General features: G+C 64.5%; 14 protein-coding genes. 8 read left to right on the top strand and 6 right to left on the bottom strand.

The window, feature by feature from the left end; all coding sequences use genetic code 11:
• Positions 1-192: 192 nt before the first annotated feature.
• The 3 genes from ACKVEX_RS10410 to ACKVEX_RS10400 are packed head-to-tail and all read left to right on the top strand — an operon-like array spanning position 193 to position 3,569.
• On the top strand, positions 193-1,221 hold the full coding sequence (locus tag ACKVEX_RS10410; RefSeq protein WP_473215659.1) for an MBL fold metallo-hydrolase: 1,029 nt from the start codon (positions 193-195) through the stop codon (positions 1,219-1,221).
• 20 nt (positions 1,222-1,241) lie between these two features.
• On the top strand, positions 1,242-3,065 hold the full coding sequence (locus ACKVEX_RS10405) for a PHA/PHB synthase family protein (RefSeq protein WP_473215658.1): 1,824 nt from the start codon (positions 1,242-1,244) through the stop codon (positions 3,063-3,065).
• 60 nt (positions 3,066-3,125) lie between these two features.
• Positions 3,126-3,569 (top strand): PIN domain-containing protein, encoded by a 444-nt coding sequence (locus ACKVEX_RS10400; RefSeq protein ID WP_473215657.1) that lies wholly within the window; start codon positions 3,126-3,128, stop codon positions 3,567-3,569.
• A 26-nt stretch (positions 3,570-3,595) separates the two neighbouring features.
• Here ACKVEX_RS10400 and ACKVEX_RS10395 read toward each other — a convergent pair whose 3' ends face one another.
• Positions 3,596-4,420 carry a helical backbone metal receptor gene (locus tag ACKVEX_RS10395; RefSeq protein ID WP_473215656.1) on the bottom strand — a complete coding sequence of 275 codons (825 nt, stop codon included), beginning with the start codon at positions 4,418-4,420 and terminating at the stop codon, positions 3,596-3,598.
• A gap of 241 nt (positions 4,421-4,661) precedes the next feature.
• On the opposite strand from ACKVEX_RS10395, the gene ACKVEX_RS10390 reads away from it, so the two are divergent.
• Positions 4,662-5,630, top strand: coding sequence for a TAXI family TRAP transporter solute-binding subunit (locus tag ACKVEX_RS10390; protein ID WP_473215655.1), 969 nt, complete (start codon positions 4,662-4,664; stop codon positions 5,628-5,630).
• A gap of 231 nt (positions 5,631-5,861) precedes the next feature.
• Positions 5,862-8,480 (top strand): TRAP transporter permease, encoded by a 2,619-nt coding sequence (locus ACKVEX_RS10385; protein WP_473215654.1) that lies wholly within the window; start codon positions 5,862-5,864, stop codon positions 8,478-8,480.
• A 165-nt stretch (positions 8,481-8,645) separates the two neighbouring features.
• Here ACKVEX_RS10385 and ACKVEX_RS10380 read toward each other — a convergent pair whose 3' ends face one another.
• The 5 genes from ACKVEX_RS10380 to argS all read right to left on the bottom strand — a co-directional run bounded on the left by ACKVEX_RS10380 (position 8,646) and on the right by argS (position 17,149).
• Positions 8,646-13,466: an NAD-glutamate dehydrogenase gene (locus ACKVEX_RS10380; RefSeq protein ID WP_473215653.1), complete on the bottom strand. Its 4,821-nt coding sequence runs from the start codon at positions 13,464-13,466 to the stop codon at positions 8,646-8,648.
• A gap of 168 nt (positions 13,467-13,634) precedes the next feature.
• Positions 13,635-14,033, bottom strand: a complete 399-nt coding sequence (locus ACKVEX_RS10375) for a PilZ domain-containing protein (protein ID WP_473215652.1) — start codon at positions 14,031-14,033, stop codon at positions 13,635-13,637.
• A gap of 43 nt (positions 14,034-14,076) precedes the next feature.
• Complete coding sequence (locus ACKVEX_RS10370; RefSeq protein ID WP_473215651.1) at positions 14,077-14,715, bottom strand: thiol:disulfide interchange protein DsbA/DsbL; 639 nt, start codon at positions 14,713-14,715, stop codon at positions 14,077-14,079.
• Between the two features lie 74 nt (positions 14,716-14,789).
• On the bottom strand, positions 14,790-15,368 hold the full coding sequence (locus ACKVEX_RS10365; protein WP_473215650.1) for an SPOR domain-containing protein: 579 nt from the start codon (positions 15,366-15,368) through the stop codon (positions 14,790-14,792).
• Positions 15,369-15,385: 17 nt separating this feature from the next.
• Positions 15,386-17,149 (bottom strand): arginine--tRNA ligase, encoded by a 1,764-nt coding sequence (gene argS / locus ACKVEX_RS10360; RefSeq protein ID WP_473215649.1) that lies wholly within the window; start codon positions 17,147-17,149, stop codon positions 15,386-15,388.
• 168 nt (positions 17,150-17,317) lie between these two features.
• On the opposite strand from argS, the gene ubiB reads away from it, so the two are divergent.
• The 3 genes from ubiB (at position 17,318) to ACKVEX_RS10345 (ending at position 21,653) form a co-directional block, all read left to right on the top strand.
• Positions 17,318-18,847, top strand: coding sequence for a ubiquinone biosynthesis regulatory protein kinase UbiB (gene ubiB / locus ACKVEX_RS10355; RefSeq protein WP_473215738.1), 1,530 nt, complete (start codon positions 17,318-17,320; stop codon positions 18,845-18,847).
• A 238-nt stretch (positions 18,848-19,085) separates the two neighbouring features.
• Entirely contained in the window at positions 19,086-20,546 is a 1,461-nt protein-coding gene (locus ACKVEX_RS10350; RefSeq protein ID WP_473215648.1) for a high affinity choline transporter 1, read from the top strand.
• 531 nt (positions 20,547-21,077) lie between these two features.
• A complete protein-coding gene (locus ACKVEX_RS10345) occupies positions 21,078-21,653 on the top strand; it encodes a PEP-CTERM sorting domain-containing protein (RefSeq protein WP_473215647.1) in 576 nt (191 codons plus the stop codon).
• Positions 21,654-21,671 lie beyond the last annotated feature (18 nt).

Below are 21,671 nucleotides of genomic sequence, written 5' to 3'. Positions count from 1 at the left end.
CTCGGGACGGGCACGCTTCGCGCTGGTATAAACTCGAGAGCGGAACCGAGCGTGGCGCCACTGCCAGCCACCGATCGCTGTGGCATCGGATTGCGAACGGTCGTCGTCCGGCACTGCAAGTCGGTCGGAGTTAATCAGATTTGCGCCCGTCGATCAATTGCCGGCGTGATCCCGAAACACAGGAGGGTATCAGTGATCCAGTCCGTCGAACTCGAGTATCCCATCGAACAGATCCCGGCCGGCGGCGAAACGCTGACGGTACAGCCCGGCATCCGGTGGATCCGCATGCCGCTGCCGTATGCGCTCGATCACATCAATCTGTGGCTGCTCGACGATGACGCGGCCGTCGTCCCGGTCGACTGCGGCTTCGGCCTGGACGAGGCCAAGGCGCACTGGCAGCAGATCCTCGAGACGGACGGTCGCAGCGTGTCGGGCGTGGTGGTCACCCACTGCCACCCGGACCATGTCGGTCTCGCCGCATGGCTGGCGGCCCGCGACCACGCGCCGGTATTCATGACTCAGGCGGAGTTTCTCGGCGCCCATGCGATGTGGCACCAGTTGCCCGGCTATTCGGTGGGCGACATGGTCGCGCACTACGGCAGGCATGGCCTGGACGCGGAACGGCTCGCGGCGCTGGAAACGCGAGGCAATGCCTACCGGCGTGGCGTACCCGTATTGCCGAGCGCCTATCACCGCATGTTCGACGGCGATCTGCTGCACATCGACGGCAACGAGTGGCGGGTGATCGTCGGCTATGGCCATTCGCCCGAGCATGCGAGCCTGTACTGCGAGCACCTGGGCCTACTAATCTCCGGAGATATGCTGTTGCCGAGGATATCGACCAACATCAGCGTCTTTGCTGCGACGCCCAACGATGATCCGCTGGGCTGGTTTCTGGAATCGCTGCAGCGCATCAAACACTTGCCGGACAACACGCTCGTGCTACCATCTCACGGTCGACCATTCCGAGGCGTGAGGACGCGCATCGAGCAACTGGAGGCGCATCACCGCGAACGCTGCGATGCGCTGCTCGGCGCGATGCGCGGCCCGCGAAGTGCCGGAGAACTGCTTTCGACCCTGTTCGCGCGCGAACTCGACACGCATCAGGTCATGTTCGCGATGGGAGAGGCGGTCGCGCACCTCAATTATCTTGCCAACCGAAAATTGGTGCGCAGACTGGCGAGTAGCGACGGCATGATCCGATTCGAACGAACCGTCTGAAAGAATAGGAGTAGAAAACCATGGCTGCATCCACCCCCGACAACGCATCCTGCGAACTGCCCGACCCGAAGGAGATCGCCAAGACCTACGCGGAAGTCGCCCAGCGCGCATCGTCCCTGATCAGCGAACATGTGCAGCGCCAGCTCAAGAAGGGGGTATCCACCCCCAGCGACGAACTCGGCATCGCGCAGGCCTTCATGGACATGATGGCCAAGCTGCTGTCGAATCCGTACAAGCTCGCGCAGTCGCAGATGAACCTGGTGTGGGATTATTTCTCGCTGTGGCAACACTCGATGCTGCGGGTCATGGGCATGCACACCCAGCCGGTGGCCTCGCCGGACAAGAGCGACAAGCGCTTCAAGGACGAGCAATGGGAAGAGCACTTCCTGTTCGACTTCATCAAGCAGTCCTACCTGATCGCGGCACGGCATGTGCATGACACCGTGAGCGGCGTCGATGGCCTGGAGGAATCGACCCAGAACAAGGTCAATTTCTTCACCCGTCAATACATCGACGCGCTGTCACCGTCCAACTTCGCCGCCACCAACCCGGAAGTCTTCCGCGAAACGCTGAAGTGCCAGGGCCAGAACCTGATCAAGGGCCTGAACAACCTGCTGCGCGACATGGAAGACGGCGGAGGACAGCTTCGGGTCAAGATGACCGACACCAGCGCCTTCGAACTCGGCAAGAACGTCGCGACCACGCCGGGCAAGGTCGTGTTCCAGACCGAGATGATGCAGTTGCTGCAATACACGCCCAGCACCGACACGGTGCTGAAGCGCCCGCTGCTGATCGTGCCGCCATGGATCAACAAGTTCTACATCCTCGATCTGCGCGAGAAGAATTCCTACATCAAGTGGTGCGTGGACCAGGGCCACACGGTGTTCGTGATCTCGTGGGTGAACCCGGACGAGCAACTGGCCGAGAAGAGCTTCGACGCCTACCTGCTCGACGGCGTGATAGCGGCATTGAACGCGATCGAAAAGCAGACCGGCGAGAAGGAAGTGAACGCGGTCGGCTACTGCCTGGGCGGCACGCTGCTGGCCACGACGCTGGCCTATCTCGCCTCCAAGCGTCAGAAGCGGATCGCGTCGGCGACTTTCTTCACCACGATGACTGACTTTTCCGAGCCGGGCGAACTGGGTGTGTTCATCGACGAACAACAGGTCTCCAGCCTCGAGAAGAAGATGGCCGAGCGCGGCTACCTGGAAGGTTCGGAAATGGCCACGACCTTCAACATGATGCGCGCCAACGACCTGATCTGGTCCTTCGTCGTCAACAACTACCTGATGGGCAAGGATCCGTTCCCGTTCGACCTGCTGTACTGGAACTCGGACTCGACCCGCATGCCGGCGACGATGCACAGCTTCTATCTGCGCAACATGTACATGCAGAACAAGCTGGTCGAACCCGGCGGCATCGAGATCGACGGCACGCCGATAGATCTGTCCAAGATCAAGGTGCCATGTTATTTCATCTCGACGATCGAGGACCATATCGCGCCGTGGAAGAGCACCTACATCGGCGCACGCAACTTCGGCGGCCCGGTGCGCTTCGTGCTTGGCGGATCCGGCCACATCGCGGGTATCGTCAACCCGCCGGCGGCAAACAAGTACGGCTACTGGATCAACCCTCAGGTCAAGCTTTCGGACGACGCCGACGCATGGTTCAAGGGCGCGGAGCAGCAGGGGGGCTCCTGGTGGACCGACTGGAAGGACTGGGTGACCAGCCAGGATCCCGACCAGGTCGATGCCCGCGATCCGGCCAAGGGCAAGCTGAAGGCGCTGGAGGATGCGCCGGGCGCGTTCGTGAAGATGCGCGCGGACCGGCAGAAGACGGCCTGAAACCGGCTGGTCGACCAAAGGGGCGCAAGCCCCTTTTTTGTCGCCGTCCGATCCCTGACGATGCGCCCCGACTTACCGACCCGGCTGGTCCTCGACACCAACACGGTGCTGGCCCTGTGGCACTTCGAGGACCCGGCGCTGTTGGGACTACGCCGGATGATCGACACCGGCCACCTGGAACTGGCCACGCGGGTGGACGCGCTGGAAGAACTCCGCCGCGTGCTCGCCTATCGCCAGTTCGCGATCGATGCTGGCAGACAGTCGGACATTCTGGACGCGTACCGTCTGCGTTGCGTTCAGATTCGCGACGAACCCGCGACCATGCCGATACTGCCGCCGTGTCGCGATCCAGACGATCAGAAATTCCTCGAGATCGCCCGTGACGCCGGCGCCAGCCGCCTGCTGAGCCGGGACAAGCTGCTGCTCAGGCTCAATCGCCACCGGCTCGTCCGGCCGCTGTTCGGCATCGTCACGCCCGAGTCCTTCTGCCAGGCCATCGAATGACCCGCCCTGACCACCACGAACGTCCGTCAGGCAAGCCGGGCACGCAGATCGGTCAGATAGCGAATGCCGGCGATGGCGCGACTGCCGTACCAAGAGGCCATCTCACCGTCGATCAGTTCGACCGGCGCGCCGCACAGGCCCACGACCTCCTCGACATGCCGCGCCCTGAAACGGTAGGGCTCTGACGACAGCAACACGCGTCCGAGTCGTTTCAGCCACGGCTCGTTCCAGTCGATGACCGGATAGCGCACGTCCGACGCCTCCGGCAGGCTGTGCCAACCGACGCGTGCGAGCATCGCGGAGATGTAGGTCGACCGCGAGACGGTCATCCAGGGATCCCGCCAGATCAGATAGAGCACCGATTCGGGTTCGATGCCCATGCGCAACGCGTCCGCGTCGGCCAGCGCCCGTTGCAGTTCGAGCGCCAGCGCCTCGCCCCGTTCGCGCCGATCGAACAGCGCCCCGAACAGCCGATAGAGTGCGAGATTGTCCTCCGGCACGCAGGGATGGGTCACGATCACGTTCGGAACGAAGGTCGCGAGTTCGTCGACCGTTTCGCGCCGATTTTCGTCGATGTTCACGATCAGATGGGTCGGCGCCAGCGCCCTGATGACATCCACCTTGACGTCCTTGGTGCCGCCGACCTTGGTGACGGATCGCAGCGCATCACGCGGATGGATGCAGAACCCGGTTCGACCGACCAGCTGTCCGGCCAGCCCCAGCTCGCAGACGAGTTCGGTCAGGGACGGTACCAGCGACACGATCCGGGCGGCCCCGCGCCATGCGCGATGCACGGTGCCGATCGCATCGCACAGCACTTGCTCATCGTGGTCTCGGGAACGGGAAATCATCGAGAAAATCGTAACAATGGTGGCCAGCTCGTTATCCACATGCGGTCCCGGCCGGTGAAGCTGCAGTGGACCGGGTAAACCCTCATAAGGCTATCCCTAGCTGGAAAAAGGGGTAAAAGCGGGTTAGTGTAAGCCTCAAGCATGTGCATGAATTAGCCGTTCCGGATGGCGACGCTGCGTTGTTTCCAAGCCTTTCAGCTCACATCCGGTTCATTCTCTCAACTGATGAGGAACATCCAACATGAAAAGATTTACCGTTATCGCAGCGGCCTTCGCAACCGCGGGCATGATCGGCACCGCTCCGGTGCATGCCCAGCAGCAGTTCGTGACGATCGGAACCGGGGGGGTCACGGGCGTGTATTACGCGGCAGGCGGTGCGATCTGCCGCCTGATCAACATGAACCGTGCCCAGCATGGCATCCGCTGCTCGGTCGAGAGTACTGGCGGCTCGGTGTTCAACCTTAACACCATCCGCGCTGGCGAGCTCGACTTCGGCGTCGCCCAATCCGACTGGCAGTATCACGCCTTCAACGGCTCGAGCACGTTCAGCGACGCCGGTGCAAACACGGAACTGCGCGCAGTCATGTCGCTGCACCCGGAGCCCTTCACCGTGCTCGCCCGCAGGGAAGCCAACATCGGTGAATTCGCCGATTTCAAGGGCAAGCGTTTCAACGTCGGCAACCCCGGTTCCGGCACGCGTGCATCGATGGAAGAGCTGCTGAGCGCGCTCGGCATGGGCCTGTCCGACTTCTCGCTCGCGTCCGAATTGCGTGCGGACGAGCACGGCGCGGCGCTGTGCGACAACCAGATCGACGGCTTCTTCTACGGCGTGGGTCACCCGTCGGCCAACATCCAGGATCCGACCACGACCTGCGGTGCGCAACTGATTCCGCTGACCGGACCGGCGGTGGAGAAGCTGATCGAAGAGCGCCCGTATTACGCGCAGGTCGACATTCCGGGCGGGCTGTACGCAGGCAACCCCGACCCGACCCCGACCTACGGCGTGCTCGCGACCTTCGTGACCTCGACCAAGACCCCGGACGACGTGGTGTACACCATGGTCAAGGCGGTCTTCGACAACTTCGAGGATTTCAAGCGCCTGCACCCGGCCTTCGGCTTCCTGCAGGAAGCCGACATGATCAAGAACGGTCTGTCGGCCCCGCTGCATGACGGCGCCATCCGTTACTACAAGGAACGAGGCTGGATGTAATGCCTTCGTGCCGGCACCTGCGGGCTGCCGGCTTCGTGCGACCGCATCCTTGCTCCAACCTGGATGCGGCCGCGCGGCTCGTCCCGGCGCTGCCTGACGGGCGTCGCGATGCGAACAGGAATCTGAGCCCGAACCACCCCATGCAATGGCCCAGGCCATGCATGGGGTGCGCGTGTCCACCGGGAAGAATCCGTCGCTGAAACACTGAATTTTCAGACTGAAGGTGCAGCCATGTCGAACCATAAAGGCAATACGCCGCCTCATCACGAACTCAGCGAGGAAGAACTGCAGCGGATCGTCGCCGAGGCCGACACCGGCGGACGCAAGCCGACCGGGGTCACGGCGACTTTCCTGATGCTCGTCGCGCTGACCTGGTCGCTGTTCCAGCTCTGGATCGCGTCACCGCTGCCCTTCAGCCTGGGTTTCCTGGTCTTCAACAGCACCGAGACCCGCGCGATCCACCTCGCCTTCGCGGTCTTTCTGGCGTTCTCCGCCTACCCGGCCTTCAAGCACTCACCCCGGGATTACGTGCCGATCTTCGACTGGCTGCTCGCCGCCGTGGCGGCCTTCTGCTCGGCCTACCTGTTCATCTTCTATCAGGAGCTGTCGGGCCGCCCCGGACTTCCGACCACGATGGATCTGACCGTCGCGGTCATCGGCCTGGCGCTGCTGCTCGAGGCCGCACGCCGCTCGCTCGGACTGCCGATCGTGATCCTCGCGGTGCTGTTCCTGATCTACATCTTCTTCGGCAACTACATGCCGGAGATGATCGCGCACCGCGGTGCATCGCTGTCGCGCGGCATGAGCCATCTGTGGCTGACGTCCGAGGGCGTGTTCGGCGTCGCGGTCGGCGTGTCGGCCGGCTTCATCTTCCTGTTCGTGCTGTTCGGTGCATTGCTCGAGACCGCTGGCGCCGGCAACTACTTCATCAAGTCGGCGATCGCGCTGCTCGGCCACCTGCGCGGTGGCCCGGCCAAGGCGGCCGTGGTCGCGTCCGCCTCCACCGGTTTGATCTCCGGTTCGTCCATCGCCAACGTGGTCACCACCGGCACCTTCACCATTCCGCTGATCAAGCGGGTCGGATACCGGGCCGACAAGGCGGCCGCGGTCGAAGTCGCATCCTCGGTGAACGGCCAGCTGATGCCGCCGGTCATGGGGGCGGCCGCGTTCCTGATGGTCGAGTATGTCGGCATTCCGTACATCGAGGTGCTCAAGCACGCGATCGTACCGGCGCTGATCTCCTACATCGCGCTGTTCTACATCGTCCACCTCGAAGCGATGAAGGCCGACCTGAAGGGTCTCCCGCGCCGGGTGCCGCTGGTGTTCCGCGACACGATGATCAGCACATTGATGACGCTGTCCGGGGTGATCATCCTCGCCGGCATCGTGTATTGGGGCCTGGGCTGGATCAAGACGGCCACCGGCGATGCGTCCTTCATCATCATCTCGGTGCTGATGGTCGCCACCTACATCGGCATCATCGCGTTCGGCGCGCGCTACCCGGAACTGCAGATGGAGGACCCGAAGGAGCCGATGGAGTACCTGCCCGAGATCGGCCCGACGCTGAAATCCGGCCTGCATTTCCTGCTACCGGTCGTCGCACTGATCTGGAACCTGATGGTCGAGCGACTTTCACCGGCGCTGTCGGCCTTCTGGGCCACCGTATTCCTGATGGTCATCATCATCACGCAACGGCCCCTGTTCGCGTTCTTTCGGCGTACCGGCGATCTCGGCGGACAGATCCGGGTCGGCTTCTCCGAACTGCTCAATGGCCTGGTCACCGGCGCACGCAACATGATCGCGATCGGGGTCGCGACCGCGACCGCCGGCATCATCGTCGGCACGGTGACGCTGACCGGCATCGGCCTGGTCATGACCGAACTGGTCGAGGTCATCTCCGGCGGCAACCTGATGATCATGCTGGTGCTGGTGGCGCTGATCTCGCTGGTGCTGGGCATGGGCCTGCCGACCACGGCGAACTACATCGTAGTGTCGTCGCTGATGGCGCCGGTCATCGTCGAACTGGGCGCGCAGAGCGGGCTGCTGGTGCCGCTGATCGCGGTGCACCTGTTCGTGTTCTATTTCGGCCTGATGGCCGACGTGACACCGCCGGTCGGTCTCGCATCCTACGCGGCCGCCGGCATCGCCAACAGCGACCCGATCAAGACCGGCTTCACCGCCTTCGGCTACAGCGCCCGAACCGCGATCCTGCCCTTCATGTTCATCTTCAACACACAGCTGCTGTTGATCGGCATCGAGAACACGACCCAGATGATCATGACCATCGTGACCGCGACGATTGCGAGCATGGCGTTCGCGGCGGCCACGCAGGGCTGGTTCCTGACGCGCAACAGGATTCACGAGGTGCTGTTGTTGCTGCTGGTGACCTTCAGTCTGTTCCGTCCGGGATACTGGATGGACATGTTCGCGCCACCCTATGACGAGATGCCGGTCACCGAGCTTACGCGCCTGGTGGAGAGCGCCCCGGCGAACGCGAACCTGCGGGTCTGGGTCGAGGGCATGTCGCTCGAAGGTCGCGACGTGTCCAAGGGCGTGCTGTTGCCGCTCGGCCCGACCGCCCCCACCGCGCGGGAGCGTCTGAACGCGGTCGGCCTGACCGTGATGGCCCTGGGGGACGAAGTACAGGTGGCGGCGGTACGCTTCGGCAGCCGGGCCGAGCGCCTCGGCATGGAACAGGGCTTTCGCATCGTGTTGCTGGAGGTCCCGACCACCGAGCGCCCCGCCAAGGAGTGGATCTACATCCCGGCCCTGGGCCTGCTCGCACTGGTCTGGTTCCTGCAGACGAGCCGGATCAGAAAGTACGGGGTGCGGCCGCAGGCGACCGCCTGACCGACGCCGGCTGAACCGGCGCGTGTTCTGACACGCGCCGCACGCGACAAGAACGGGGGCGATCCATGGCTGGATCGCCCCCGTTGTCTTACCCGCTGAACGACGGATTCCGCACCGCCGGGACGGACCGGATCGCAGTCCGGATCGTCCCGACGCGCGCAGCGCTCAGGCCATGCTGCGCAGCTCGCGCATCAACACCGAGACCATCGGCATCTCGATGCTCTTGCTGGCCTTCACGTCGCCGAGCAGATGCGCGTAACGCTCGACATGGAACTGATGCCGCCCGAGCCAGGCCTCCACCATTTCGGCCGGCTCGGACGTGTCGGGCGACAGCTTGAGCGCATCGGCCGCGAGGCTGCGCGCCTGGCCGGACAGATCGACGCGCAACGCGCTGCGGGCAAGCGACTGCCAGCGGGTCTGCGCCGGCAGCGCCCCGATCTGGCGTCCCAGCCAGTGCAGTTCCAGACGACCACCCAATGCGAAATACACCGCCGCGACCGTCGCTTCGGGACGACCGGCCTCGGTGGCCACCTCGACCAGATCGAGCGCGGAATACAGCTCGTCCAGGGACGCGATGCGCTGCGCCAGGGCTTCGGGCACACCCCTGGCGACATACTCGCCCGCGATGCGATCCAGTTCGGCGCGATAGTCCTCGGTCACCAGCTCGCGCAGGCCCACGGCCAGCTTTCCGACGCCGGACGAGAAATGCGCCAGCGTGGCCTGCAGATCCGCCAGCCATGCACGATGACGCAGGAACCACATCGTGCCCCGCTGGACCAGCCGGCCGATGTCGACGATCATCGCGGTCTGCACGGCATCCTCGACCTGATTGTCCAGCGCCTCGATGTCGCGCCAGGTCTGGACCAGTCCGAACACCTCCCGGGTCGCCATGTAGGCCCGAACGATGTCCTGGGCCGAGGCTCCGAGTTCGTTCTGCAGGCGGCTGACGAAGGTGCTGCCCACCCGGTTGATCATGCTGTTGATCACGTGGGTCGAGATGATCTCGCGGCGCAGCGGATGCTGCGAGATCTGCTCGCCGAAGCGCTCGCGCAGCGGCACCGGGAAATAACGATGCAATGCGGTCGAGATGTACGGATCCTCCGGCACATCGGATGCGAGCACCTCGTCGTACAGCTCGATCTTGCTGTAGGCGAGCAGCACGGCCAGCTCGGGCGTCACCAGACCGGTTCCGGCGGCCTTGCGCTCCACGATCTCCTCGTCCATCGGCAGGAACTCGATCTTGCGATTGAGCCGTCCGGCATGCGACAGCTTGCGGATGTAGTCGGCCTGCTCGTCGGTGAGCGACACGCCGCGCGAGCGCGTGACCGACAGGACCTGCGTCTGCGCATAATTGTCGCGCAGCACCAGCGCCGCGACTTCGTCGGTCATGTCCGCGAGCAGCTTGTTCCGCTGCTTCTCGGTCAGTTCGCCTTCCGCGACCACCGCGTTGAGCAGGATCTTGATGTTCACCTCGTGATCCGAGCAATCGACGCCACCTGAATTGTCGATCGCGTCGGTGCAGATCTTGCCCCCCTTCAGCGCGAACTCGATCCGCCCGAGCTGCGTCGCACCGAGGTTGCCGCCCTCGCCGACGACACGGCAGCGCAACTCGCCGCCATTGACCCTGATCGCATCGTTGGCGCGGTCACCCACCGACGCGTCGGTCTCGTTGCCGGCCTTGATGTAGGTGCCGATGCCGCCGTTGTACAGCAGATCCACCGGCGCCTTCAGGATCGCCCGCATCAGCTCGTTGGGCGACAGCGACTCGGCGTCGATGTCCAGCGCGGTCCGCACCTGCTCCGACAGGCGGATCGACTTCGCGCTGCGCGGCCACACCCCGCCGCCGGCCGAGATCAGTGCCTTGTCGTAGTCGTCCCACGAGGATCGCGGCAACGCGAACAGCCGCTCGCGCTCGGCCCAGCTCGCCTCCGGGTCGGGATCGGGGTCGATGAAGATGTGACGATGGTCGAAGGCCGCGAGCAGCCGGATTTTCTTCGACAGCAGCATGCCGTTGCCGAACACGTCACCTGACATGTCGCCGATGCCGGCCACGGTGAACGGCTCCTCCTGCGTGTTCAGGCCGAGTTCACGGAAATGGCGCTTGACCGACTCCCATGCGCCGCGCGCGGTGATGCCCATCTTCTTGTGGTCGTAGCCCACCGATCCGCCCGAAGCGAACGCATCGCCGAGCCAGAAGCCGTATTCCGCGGCCAGCTGATTGGCATAATCGGAGAAGGTCGCCGTGCCCTTGTCGGCCGCGACCACCAGATAGGGGTCGTCGTCGTCGTGGCGCACCACGTCGGACGGCGGTACGACCTTGCCCTGGACCAGATTGTCGGTCAGATCGAGCAGCCCGCTGAGGAACATCCGGTAGCACGCGATGCCCTCGGCCTGCAGCGCCTCGCGTCCGCCTTCGGCCGGCGGGTTTTTGACGACGAACCCACCCTTGGAGCCGACCGGCACGATCACCGCGTTCTTCACGATCTGGGCCTTCACCAGGCCCAGGATCTCGGTGCGGAAGTCCTCCATGCGGTCGGACCAGCGCAGCCCGCCGCGCGCGACTTTGCCGCCACGCAGGTGCACACCCTCGATCCGCGGCGAATACACGAAGATCTCGAACATCGGCAACGGGTGGGGCAGTGCCGGGACGAGTTTCGGGTCCAGCTTGAACGAGATGTAGGGCTTGGGCCGCCCGTCGGTGCCCTTCTGGAAGAAGTTGGTGCGCAACGTGGCCTGCATCAGCGCAAGAAACTGGCGGATGATCCGGTCCTCATCCAGATTCGCGACGTCGTTGAGCGCCTGCTCGATGCCTGCGACCAGTTTTTCGCATTGCTTGTCGCGCTGCCGCGACTGGGCCGGATCGAAGCGGTGCATGAACAGATTGACCAGCTGTCGCGCGAGACCGGGGTGCGCGGCCAGCGTCTGCTCCATGTAGGTCTGGCTGAACGTGAAGGCAGCCTGCTTCATGTACTTGGCGTACGCACGCAGCACGCTGATCCCGCGCCAGTCGAGTCCCGCGAGCAGCGTCAGCCGGTTGAAATCGTCATTCTCGATCTGGCCGCGCCAGGCCTGCTGGAAGGCCTCCTGGAACAGCGGCCTGAGCTTGTCGATCTGCAGATCGTCCTCACCGCCATGGCTCAGACCGAAGTCGTGGATCCAGACCTGAACACCATCCTGGCGCTCGATGTGAAAGGGCCGCTCGTCCATCACACGCACGCCCATTCTTTCCAGCATCGGCAGGCTGTGCGACAGCGGCACCGGCGCACCCGAGCGGTAGAGCTTGAAGTTCAGCCGCCCCGGCGGCGCCTCCAGCGGTACGTACAGGCTCATGCCCAGACCGTCCTGCTCGGCCAGCGACTCCATCTGCTCGATGTCGAACACCGCGACCCGGGCCGGATATTCCTCGCGATAGCCGGCCGGAAAACCCTCGCCATAGCGGCGCAAAAGGCGCATGCCGCGCTCCTCACCGCAGTGCTCGATCAGCGCCTTCTGCAGGTCGTCCTCCCAGCGCCGGGCCGCCCGTACCAGGCGTTCCTCGAGCTCACGCGCGTCATAGGAGGGGATCTCGCCGTCCGGTGTGCGCACGATGATCAGGATGCGCGCCAGTGCGGATTCCGAGAAATGAACGTCGAACTCCGACGCGGTGCCGTTGAAGGCGTCCATCAACACCGCCTGCATGCGCTGGCGCTGTTCGGTGTTGTAGTTCTCGCGCGGTACGTAGATCAGGCAGGACACGAAACGCGCGAACGGATCGCGACGCACGAACAGTCGCGTGCGCTGACGCTCGCCCAGGCGCTGGATCCCCATTGCATGGGCGAACAGGTCGTCGGTCGAGATCTGGAATAGCTCGTCGCGCGGATAGCGCTGCAGAATGGTCTGCAAGGCCTTGGCAGAATGACTCCCGGGCAGGAAGCCGGAACGCTCGACCACGGCATCGACCTTGCGCCTGAGCAGCGGAATCTCGTGCGGGCTGGTGCTGTAGGCGGTGGAGGCGAGCAGGCCGATCACGCGGCGCTCGCCGGTGACCGTGCCGTCCTCGGCGAAGGTCTTGACCCCGATGTAGTCCAGATAGCCCGGTCTGTGCACGGTCGAGCGGCTGTTCGACTTGGTGACCATCAGCAGCGTGGGCAGATGCGCCTGCGCCTTGATCTGCGGCGGCAGCGCGGCGAACGAACGCGAACTCGTCTCGTCGCCGGCATCGCGCAACAGACCGAGACCGGACCCGGCGCGAATCCGCAGCTCGTTCTGGCCGTCCGCACTGATGAGATCGTAGTCGCGGCAGCCCAGCAGCACGAAGTTGTCGTCGAGCAGCCAGTTCAGAAACGCCTGCACCTCGCGCGTTTCATCCGCGTCGGCGCCAGTCCGCGTGCGGCTCGTGTCCTCGACGATGTCCTTCACCCGCTCGCACATGGCCGGCCAGTCGCTCACCGCTGCCTTCACGTCGGCCAGCACGCGCTCCAGCCCGGCCTGCAATTCCTCGAGGTCCTCGGGCTCGGTGCGGCGATCGACCTCGACATGCATGATCGACTCGTAGTGCCCCTCCTTCGCGCAAGTGTCGTCTCCGAGTCCAACGAAATGACCGCCCGCGTCGCGCGATACGCACATGACCGGATGGATGATGAGGTGCAGCGTCAGCCCCTGCCGATTGACCTCCATCGTCACCGAATCGACCAGAAAGGGCATGTCATCGCCGACGATCTCGATGACCGTGTGGGTCGAGTCCCAGCCGTGCTCCTCCAGACGCGGGTTGTACACCCGCACCCGAGCCACGCCCGCGTGCTTGCGCACGAAATGCCAGTGGCTCAGCACCACGCCGTAAAGATCCCCGATCGCGAATCCGGCCAGATCATCCGGATCGACCGAGTCGAAGTACTTCCGCGCAAAGGGTTCGACGACGGCCACCATGTCGGCCGGTAACTTGTCCCGAATCTGTTCGACGACCGCTTCGATCTGTCCGGCCGGTGTCTCGGTCCTGCTTCGCCTCATATCCGTCTCCCATTCTTGGTATGCGAGCGGCACGATCAAGGCCTTGCGGAACGCCGCGACCGGTCAGGGCCGGCCCACATGCCTGCTCAGGGTTTACCTTAGGGGGATTGCGTGACGGTTGATAGGCGCGTTTTCCCTAACCCGCGCTATGCCCCACGGGCGGCGGGATCAGATCAACGACCGACCGGACACGATGTCGGCCGCATCCCGTTCGCTGATCGGGACGGTCGCGTTCGCGAGCACATGCGCGGTCAGCCAGTCCTGCAGCCTGTCGCGCCCGTCCCCGTCGAGTTCGACGAAAAGACAGCCGAGCTGCGCGCCCGTCGGCGTGTCGATGTGATTGACTACGCGCGAGCGGCCGCGAATCTCGTCGGGTACGTTGACACGCTGCAATACGAAGTCGAAGACTTCACCGAGCACGGCCGGGCTTGCCGCCGGGACCGCGAAGCCCTCGAGCGACAGGTCGACCAGCGGCCTGCGTTCGCCGTCCACCAGTGCCCAGAAACAGTACTCGCCGCGCCATCGGGCGACGAAGCGCTGCCGGCCTCTGCGTTCGACACCGTCCATGTCCGGCTCGTCGGCCATGCTGCCCCGGGCCCCCGATGATAGGTCAGAGTTCGCTGCGGGCCTTGACGATCAACTCGTCGACCACCGCCAGCGTACGCTCATGGCTGCCGGTCATCGACGCGGACGTGACGTACCGGCCACCCACCACCATCGTCGGCACACCCTGGATGCGATAGGTGCGTGCGACCTGGTCGGCACGTTGCACCAGCGCCTGCATTGCAAACGACTCGTAGGTGTCCATGAAGGCCTTGTGATCCAGCTCGTAGCGGCTGATCCAGTCGCGCACGCCCGCCTCGTTGAAGATCGGGCGGCGCTCGTCCTGCACCGCGGCGAAGATGTCCTCCTCGATCAGGTCCAGCGTGCCGGTGCGCTCGGCCGTGTAATAGAGCCGTGCGAGCCCGCGCAGCTGTTCGTTGCCCCAGATCGCCGGCACCGCACGAAAGGCTACATCGTCGGGCAGGCGCTTGAGCCAGTCCTTCATCAGCGGGTGGAAATCGCGACAGTGCGGACAACCGTAATGGAAGAACTCGATCACTTCGATCTTGCCCGGCGTGTCGGGCGGGATCGGGTTCGGCAGGCTGCGAAACAGTTCCTGGCCGCCCTGCTGTGCAAACGCCACCGTGCCGGCGGCCGAAAACAGCGCCAGCGCGCCGAACTGCTTCAGGATCAAACGACGGTTCATCTATTTCTCCGGTCGGGATGGGATCTCGTACGCGTTCTGACGCGCCCAACGCGCAAGCGTTCCGTTTTCACTGTTCAGGGGTTCACACGCACCACCGATGCGGTCAGCCCGGCCGTGGCCAGCCGTGACCGGATCGGATTCATGTCCTCGGGGTTGCTGAACGGCCCGATCCGCACGCGATGCACGATGCGCCCATCGGTCAGCTGCGTGCGCTGCGCGTTAGCCTCGATGCCGTTGAGCGCGAGCAGCGCCTTCATGTTGTCCGCCTCGGCGGGATCCTCGAACGCGCCAACCTGCAGGTACAGGCGCTCGGGGCGCGCCGGTTCGACCTGCGGCTGAGGCGCGACCGGCGCGGTCTGCGCCCCGCCACCACTGCCCTGCGGCAGAATGCGGTAGAACTCGAAATCCTGTTTCACCACCGGCCGGTCACCGGCCTTTCCTGGCAGCGACAGCGGCGCCTGATCGCCCGACACGATCGCGGCCGGCGTGTTCGGCGGCGGCTGGAACGGCGACGAGCGGGTCAGATACCAGGCGGTGCCGGCCGCCAGCAGTGCGCCGAGCACCAGCCCGATGAAGATTCCGACGATGACGCCGCCCCCACTGCGGGCCGGCTTGCGCGCCGGCTTGCGGCGAGGCTTCTGGTCACGAGTCACGGCGCTTCTCCACTGTGTCACATCTCCTGCGGTGCCGACACACCGAGCATGTTCAGGCCGGACGCGAGCACCTCGCGCACCGCCTGCGCCAGCGCGAGGCGGGCGAGCCGCAGGCCGTCGTCATCGACCAGCATGCGCTCGGCGTTGTACCACGCGTGAAACTCGCCGGCCAGATCCTTCAGGTAGAACGCGATCTGATGCGGCGCGTAGTCCGCGGCGGCGCTCTGCACGACCTCGGGATACGCGCCGAGCAGCGCGCACAGCGCCAGCTCGCGCTCGCTGGCCAACCGCGCCGGATCGGCATCGGCCAGTTCGCTCGCGTCACCGCCCCATTGCTGCATCACCGAGCACACCCGCGCATGCGCGTACTGCACGTAGAACACCGGGTTCTCGTTGCTGCGGCTCTTGGCCAGGTCCAGGTCGAAGTCCAGGTGCTGGTCGCTCTTGCGCAACACATAGAAGAAGCGACACGCGTCGTTGCCGACTTCCTGGCGCAGGTCGCGCAGCGTGACGAAGTCACCCGAACGGGTGGACATCGACGCCTTCTGGCCGTTGCGATACAGCACCGCGAACTGCACCAGCGCGACATCGAGCTTCTCCGGCGGCAGACCCAGCGCGGCCACCGCGCCCTTCACGCGTGCGATGTAGCCGTGGTGGTCCGCCCCCCACACATCGATGATGCGGTCGAAGCCGCGCTCGTACTTGTTCAGGTGATAAGCGATGTCGGACGCGAAATAGGTGTACATGCCGTTCTCGCGCTGCACCACCCGGTCCTTCTCGTCGCCGAAGGCGCTGGAGCGGAACCATCTGGCTCCGTCCTGCACATAGACATGGCCGCGCCGCTCGAGCTCGGCCACCGCGCGCTCAACCAGTCCGGTGTCGAACAGGCTCTTCTCGGAGAACCATTTGTCGAACCTCACACCGAACTGTTCGAGGTCCTCGCGGCAGTCGCCGAGTTGCTGGTTCAGCGCAAAACCATGCACCCATGCGTAGTCCTCGCCCAGCAGACGCTTCGCGTTGGCGATCAGCGCGTCGAGATGATCCTCGCGCATGGTCGCGGCCTCGTCGTCCTTGCGATCGGCGACCGGCAAGCCGGGCGTGCCGCGCAGCAGGTCGGCTGCGGAGATCTTCGCGAAGCGGTCCTGATGCGCGTCGCGCATCTCGCGGGCCATGTCGATGACGTAGTCGCCCTGGTAGCCGTTAGGCGGAAACGGCACCTCGATGCCGAAGAACGCGAGATAGCGCAGCCACGTGGACAGCGCCAGGATGTCCATCTGCCGGCCCGCGTCGTTGATGTAGTACTCGCGCGACACCTCGCAGCCGGCGAAATCGAGCACCGACGCGAGCGAGGACCCGTAGGCCGCGCCCCGGCCATGACCGACATGCAGCGGCCCGGTCGGATTGGCCGACACGAACTCGAGCTGTACCCGCACGCCGTTGCGCACCCCCCGCCCATAGGTGGCGCCGGCGGCGATCACGTCGCGGACCACCGCGGTCTTGGCAACCGCGGCCAGCGTGAAATTGATGAAGCCGGCGCCGGCGACCTCGACCCGGGTCACCAGCGGCGACGCGGGCAGCTCGCTTGCGAGCATCGCGGCGAGCTCGCGCGGATTGCGCCGCAGCGGCTTGGCCAGTTGCAGCGCGACATTGGTTGCGAAATCACCATGCCCGGCCTGCCTGGGGCGCTCCAGATGAATCGGCGTGTCGGCGTGATTTGGTGCGACGCTCTTCAGCGCAACGCGCAGCAGCTCGGCGATCAGGGTCTTAGGTTCGGCGCTCATGGCACTCGGCAGTTCGAAAAGGGCTGAATTATAACGGATTGACGGCCGGCCGCCGGCACGGCATTCGTGACGACTCGTAAGTTCGGCGCGGCCGGCAAGCAGCATCGGCCTTCCGCCGCCCTGGCTTTCCGGCTACAGTCGTTCCTTTGCCGATTTCAATCCGCTGCCGTGCGCCTGTTCCGTCTCGCCAAGATCATCACTGTAGGCCTGCGCTTCGGACTCGACCAGATGGTCCTGGATGCCGACGCCAGCGGCCGCCTGCTCAGGATCTGGCACGTGTTCTTCTTCTGGCGTCGTTTCGAGCAGCCGCGCGCGGTGCGGCTCCGGTGCGCGCTCGAGTCGCTCGGCCCGATCTTCGTCAAGTTCGGCCAGATGCTGTCCACGCGGCGCGACCTGCTGCCGCCCGATCTCGCCAACGAACTCGCGCTGCTGCAGGACCGCGTCCCGCCGTTTCCGATCGAACAGGCGCTGATCACGCTGGAAGGCCTGTACGAGAAGCCGATCGACGAGGTCTTCATCAACTTCGACCGCACGCCGATCGCATCCGCGTCGGTCGCGCAGGTGCACTTCGCCGAACTGCCGGACGGCACCGAAGTCGCGATCAAGGTGCTGCGGCCCGGCATCGAGCGGGTCATCGCGCACGACCTGGCCCTGCTCGAGACCGCGGCGATGCTGCTCGAGAAGGTCTGGGTCGAGGGCCGCCGGCTCAAGCCGCGCGAGGTCGTGGCCGAGTTCACCAAGTACCTGAACGACGAACTCGACCTGATGCGCGAGGCGGCCAACTGCTCGCAGCTGCGGCGCAACTTCAAGGACTCGAAGCTGCTGGTGGTGCCCGAGGTCTATTGGGACTGGTGCGGCAAGTCGGTGATGGTCATGGAGCGCATGCACGGCATCCCGATCTCGCAGACCGAGGCCTTGCGCGCCCAGGGCACCGACCTGTCGATACTGTCGCGTGCGGGCGTCGAGATCTTTTTCACGCAGGTGTTCCGCGACGGCTTCTTCCATGCCGACATGCATCCGGGCAACATTTTCGTGCATCGCGACGGCCGCTACATCGCGCTCGACTTCGGCATCATGGGCACGCTCAACGAGGAAGACAAGAACTACCTCGCGCAGAACTTCCTCGCGTTCTTCAAGCGGGATTACCGGCGCGTCGCGCTGGCCCACATCGAGGCCGGCTGGGTGCCGGCCAAGACCCGGGTGGAGGAATTCGAGGCCGCGATACGCACCGTGTGCGAACCGATCTTCGACAAACCGCTGAAGGACATCTCCTTCGGCAAGACGCTGCTGCGCCTGTTCCAGACCGCGCGCCGCTTCGAGATGGAAGTCCAGCCGCAGCTGGTGCTGCTGCAGAAGACACTGCTCAACATCGAGGGCCTGGGCCGCCAGCTCGACCCGGAGCTGGACCTGTGGAAGACCGCCAAGCCCTTTCTCGAGCGCTGGATGGACGAGCAAATGGGCTGGCGCGCGATGGTCCAGGGCGTGCGCGACGAAGCCCCGAACTGGGCCGCGTCGCTGCCGCAGTTGCCGCGCCTGGTGCACAAGGCGCTGACCGAACCCGAACGCCAGAACCGCATCCACCGCGAGGAGATGGCCCGGCTCGAGGCCGCCCAGCGTCGCCACAACCGCCTGCTCGCGTTCATCGGCGTACTGCTGGTGGCCATGGTCGGCCTGGAGCTGTACCGCTTCGTCGGCTGAGCGCGCCGCGATCCGGCGCCCGCAGGCCGATTCTCGCAGGTCCGCGCCGCCCCTCGACCGGCCTGACACCCCCGCCCGGCACGCCCTTTCTGGTGCATCGCACCACCTCCCGAAATCCGCGTGGCACAAGGGATAAAACGGTCCCCACGCATGAATTTCGTTGCTAAACTGCGGCCGTTTGCATATCGCACATCGGGTCGCCTCGCCCTTTCCGTCACCCCAACCGGAAAATCCATTCATGCTCCTGTGGCTCGTGATTGCCTACATCGTCGTGTCGGTCGGCATCGGTCTTTATGCCGCCACACGGGTGCACGATGCGCGCGACTACATCGTCGCCGGACGCAACCTGCCGATGATCATGGTGCTCGCAATGGTATTCGCGACCTGGTTCGGTGCCGAAACCGTGCTCGGCATCTCGGCGACCTTCATCGACGAGGGCTTCCGCGGCCTGATCTCGGACCCGCTCGGCGCGTCGATCTGCCTGGTGCTGTTCGGCCTGGTGTTCGCGCGGCCGCTGTACCGCATGAACCTGCTGACGCTGGGCGACTTCTTCCGCGTGCGCTACAACCGCAGCACCGAGGTGGCGCTGTCGCTGGCGATCATCGCGTCCTACCTGGGCTGGGTCGGCGCTCAGATGGCGGCGCTGGGGCTGGTGTTCAACGTATTGTCCGACGGCGCGATCACCGTGAACCAGGGCGTGTTCATCGGCGCCGCGGTGGTGCTGGTGTATACGCTGTTCGGCGGCATGTGGTCCGTCGCGATGACGACCTTCGTGCAGATGATCGTGATCGTGCTCGGCCTGCTCTACGTGACCTGGCTGGCCGGTGACATGGCCGGCGGCTTCACCAACGTGATCGCCAAGGCCTCGGCCGAGGGCAAGCTCGAGTTTCTGCCGACCCTGGACCGGCTCGACATGCTCGCATGGATCGCGGCGCTGCTGACGATGGCGCTCGGCTCGATCCCGCAACAGGACGTGTTCCAGCGCGTGAACTCGTCCAAGAACGAACGGGTCGCGGTGTGGGGCACCACGCTCGGCGGCGTGTCCTACTTCTTCTTCGCCGCGGTGCCGCTGTTCCTCGCGTATTCTGCCACCCTGATCGATCCGGCCATGGTCGAGCGCTTCATGGACGAGGATTCCCAGCTGATCCTGCCCAACCTGATCATCGGCTACATGCCCTTCGCCGCCCAGGTGGTGTTTTTCGGCGCGCTGATCTCGGTGATCATGAGCACCGCGTCCGGCACCCTGCTCGCACCATCGGTGACCTTCTCGGAGAACATCCTGCGCGGTTACTGGAACGACATGACCGACCGCCAGCTGCTGCTCGCCACCCGGCTCGCGGTGGTCGCGTTCTCCATCATCGTCGCGGTGTATGCGGTGTCCACCGACGCGACCATCCATCACATGGTCGAGAGCGCCTACCGGGTCACGCTGGCCGGCGCCTTCGTGCCGCTGGCCGCCGGGCTGTTCTGGAAGCGCGCCAACAACCTCGGCGCGACGCTTGCGATCGTGCTCGGCATCGGCACCTGGCTGCTGTTCGAACTTTTCGTGCCGGAAGGCGACATCGAGCCGCAGTTGTACGGCCTCGCGGTCAGCGCGCTGGGCATGCTGGTCGGCGGCTTCGTCGGCGCGAAACCCCACCACCGCCCGCACGCCGGCCACCACCACGCCGCCGGCGGCGCGCATCACGTCGCACGCTGACCATCAAGCGCACGGACCCGGTTCCGGCACCTTGTTCCTCCCCCTTCAAGGGGGAGGGAGCGACACCCCGCTCTCGACCGACCCAGCATCGCCGGACTAGTCGGCGTGTCAATGGACGCCCACAACCACGAATGCACCTAAGTGTCGGATTTTTTTACACTTCCGCACGCCCATCCGGGCGCGCTTTCCGTGACAAACGTCACACTCGCGCAAAAATCGGCACGAAAGCGTGATTTTTGTCGCGTCGACCTCATGCATCCGCGGCCAGACTTGCTTGCAATGACGAGGCGCTTCTGGCACGAGCGGGACGCATCGAACCGACACTTGTTGCGAAAATGTCAGCGATTCTTACAGTTCTTGCGAAACGGATGAACGGCCGCGCCTGAAATGGCGTAAAAGCCCAGCGAGGCGGGGATTTTTGGAATCTGGCACGGGATCTGCTTAGTGAGAGCCAGCAGCAGTATTCACGTGGTCGATCGTTGCCCGGATGCAACAGGACCCAAGAGCAAAAAAACGACGGAGAAAAGGAAAATGAAAACCACACGCAAGATTTTGGTCGGTGCGATCCTGGCGGGGTTTGTCGGGATGGCACATGCGATACCGACCCAATTGGAGTTCCAACAAAACATTATCTTTTCGGGATCTGGTCAAGCGCTCTCAGATTCAACGACCTTTTCGTATGTGCACAACTTAACGCTGATCACTACAAATCCGTACTCTTACGGTGATCATGATTTCATAAGCGGAATCCTGCAATTGACCTTCTCGACATCGGGCGGCATTAATGCATCGGGTGACACCATCTACGTGAGTTTCGGCACGGAAGCTGGACCGTCCGACACAGCTGCATTCCTCGGAGGCGCGGCAATTGACATCGCATCGTATTTCGACGTTGAAAATGGGACATTGGGCGTAGGAGTCCGAAGAGGCGTGAATCAAGGCACGATTCGCCTGACGGAATCGCTCTTGACAGTTCAGGCAAATCTTCGTGAAAACGGCAACGAACCAGAACCACCTCCCGTCGGTGCCGTCCCCGAACCCGGCACCCTCGCCCTGCTCGGCCTGGGCCTTCTCGGCCTTGGTGCCATGCGCCGCCGCATGAGCTGAAGGCTCGGCGAAACACGA

The organism is Denitraticella aggregata, from assembly GCF_048158365.1.
Taxonomy (GTDB): domain Bacteria; phylum Pseudomonadota; class Gammaproteobacteria; order Burkholderiales; family Rhodocyclaceae; genus Azoarcus_F.
The sequence above is the reverse complement of the archived record's forward strand: the minus strand, read 5'-3'. Positions and strand labels throughout refer to the sequence as shown.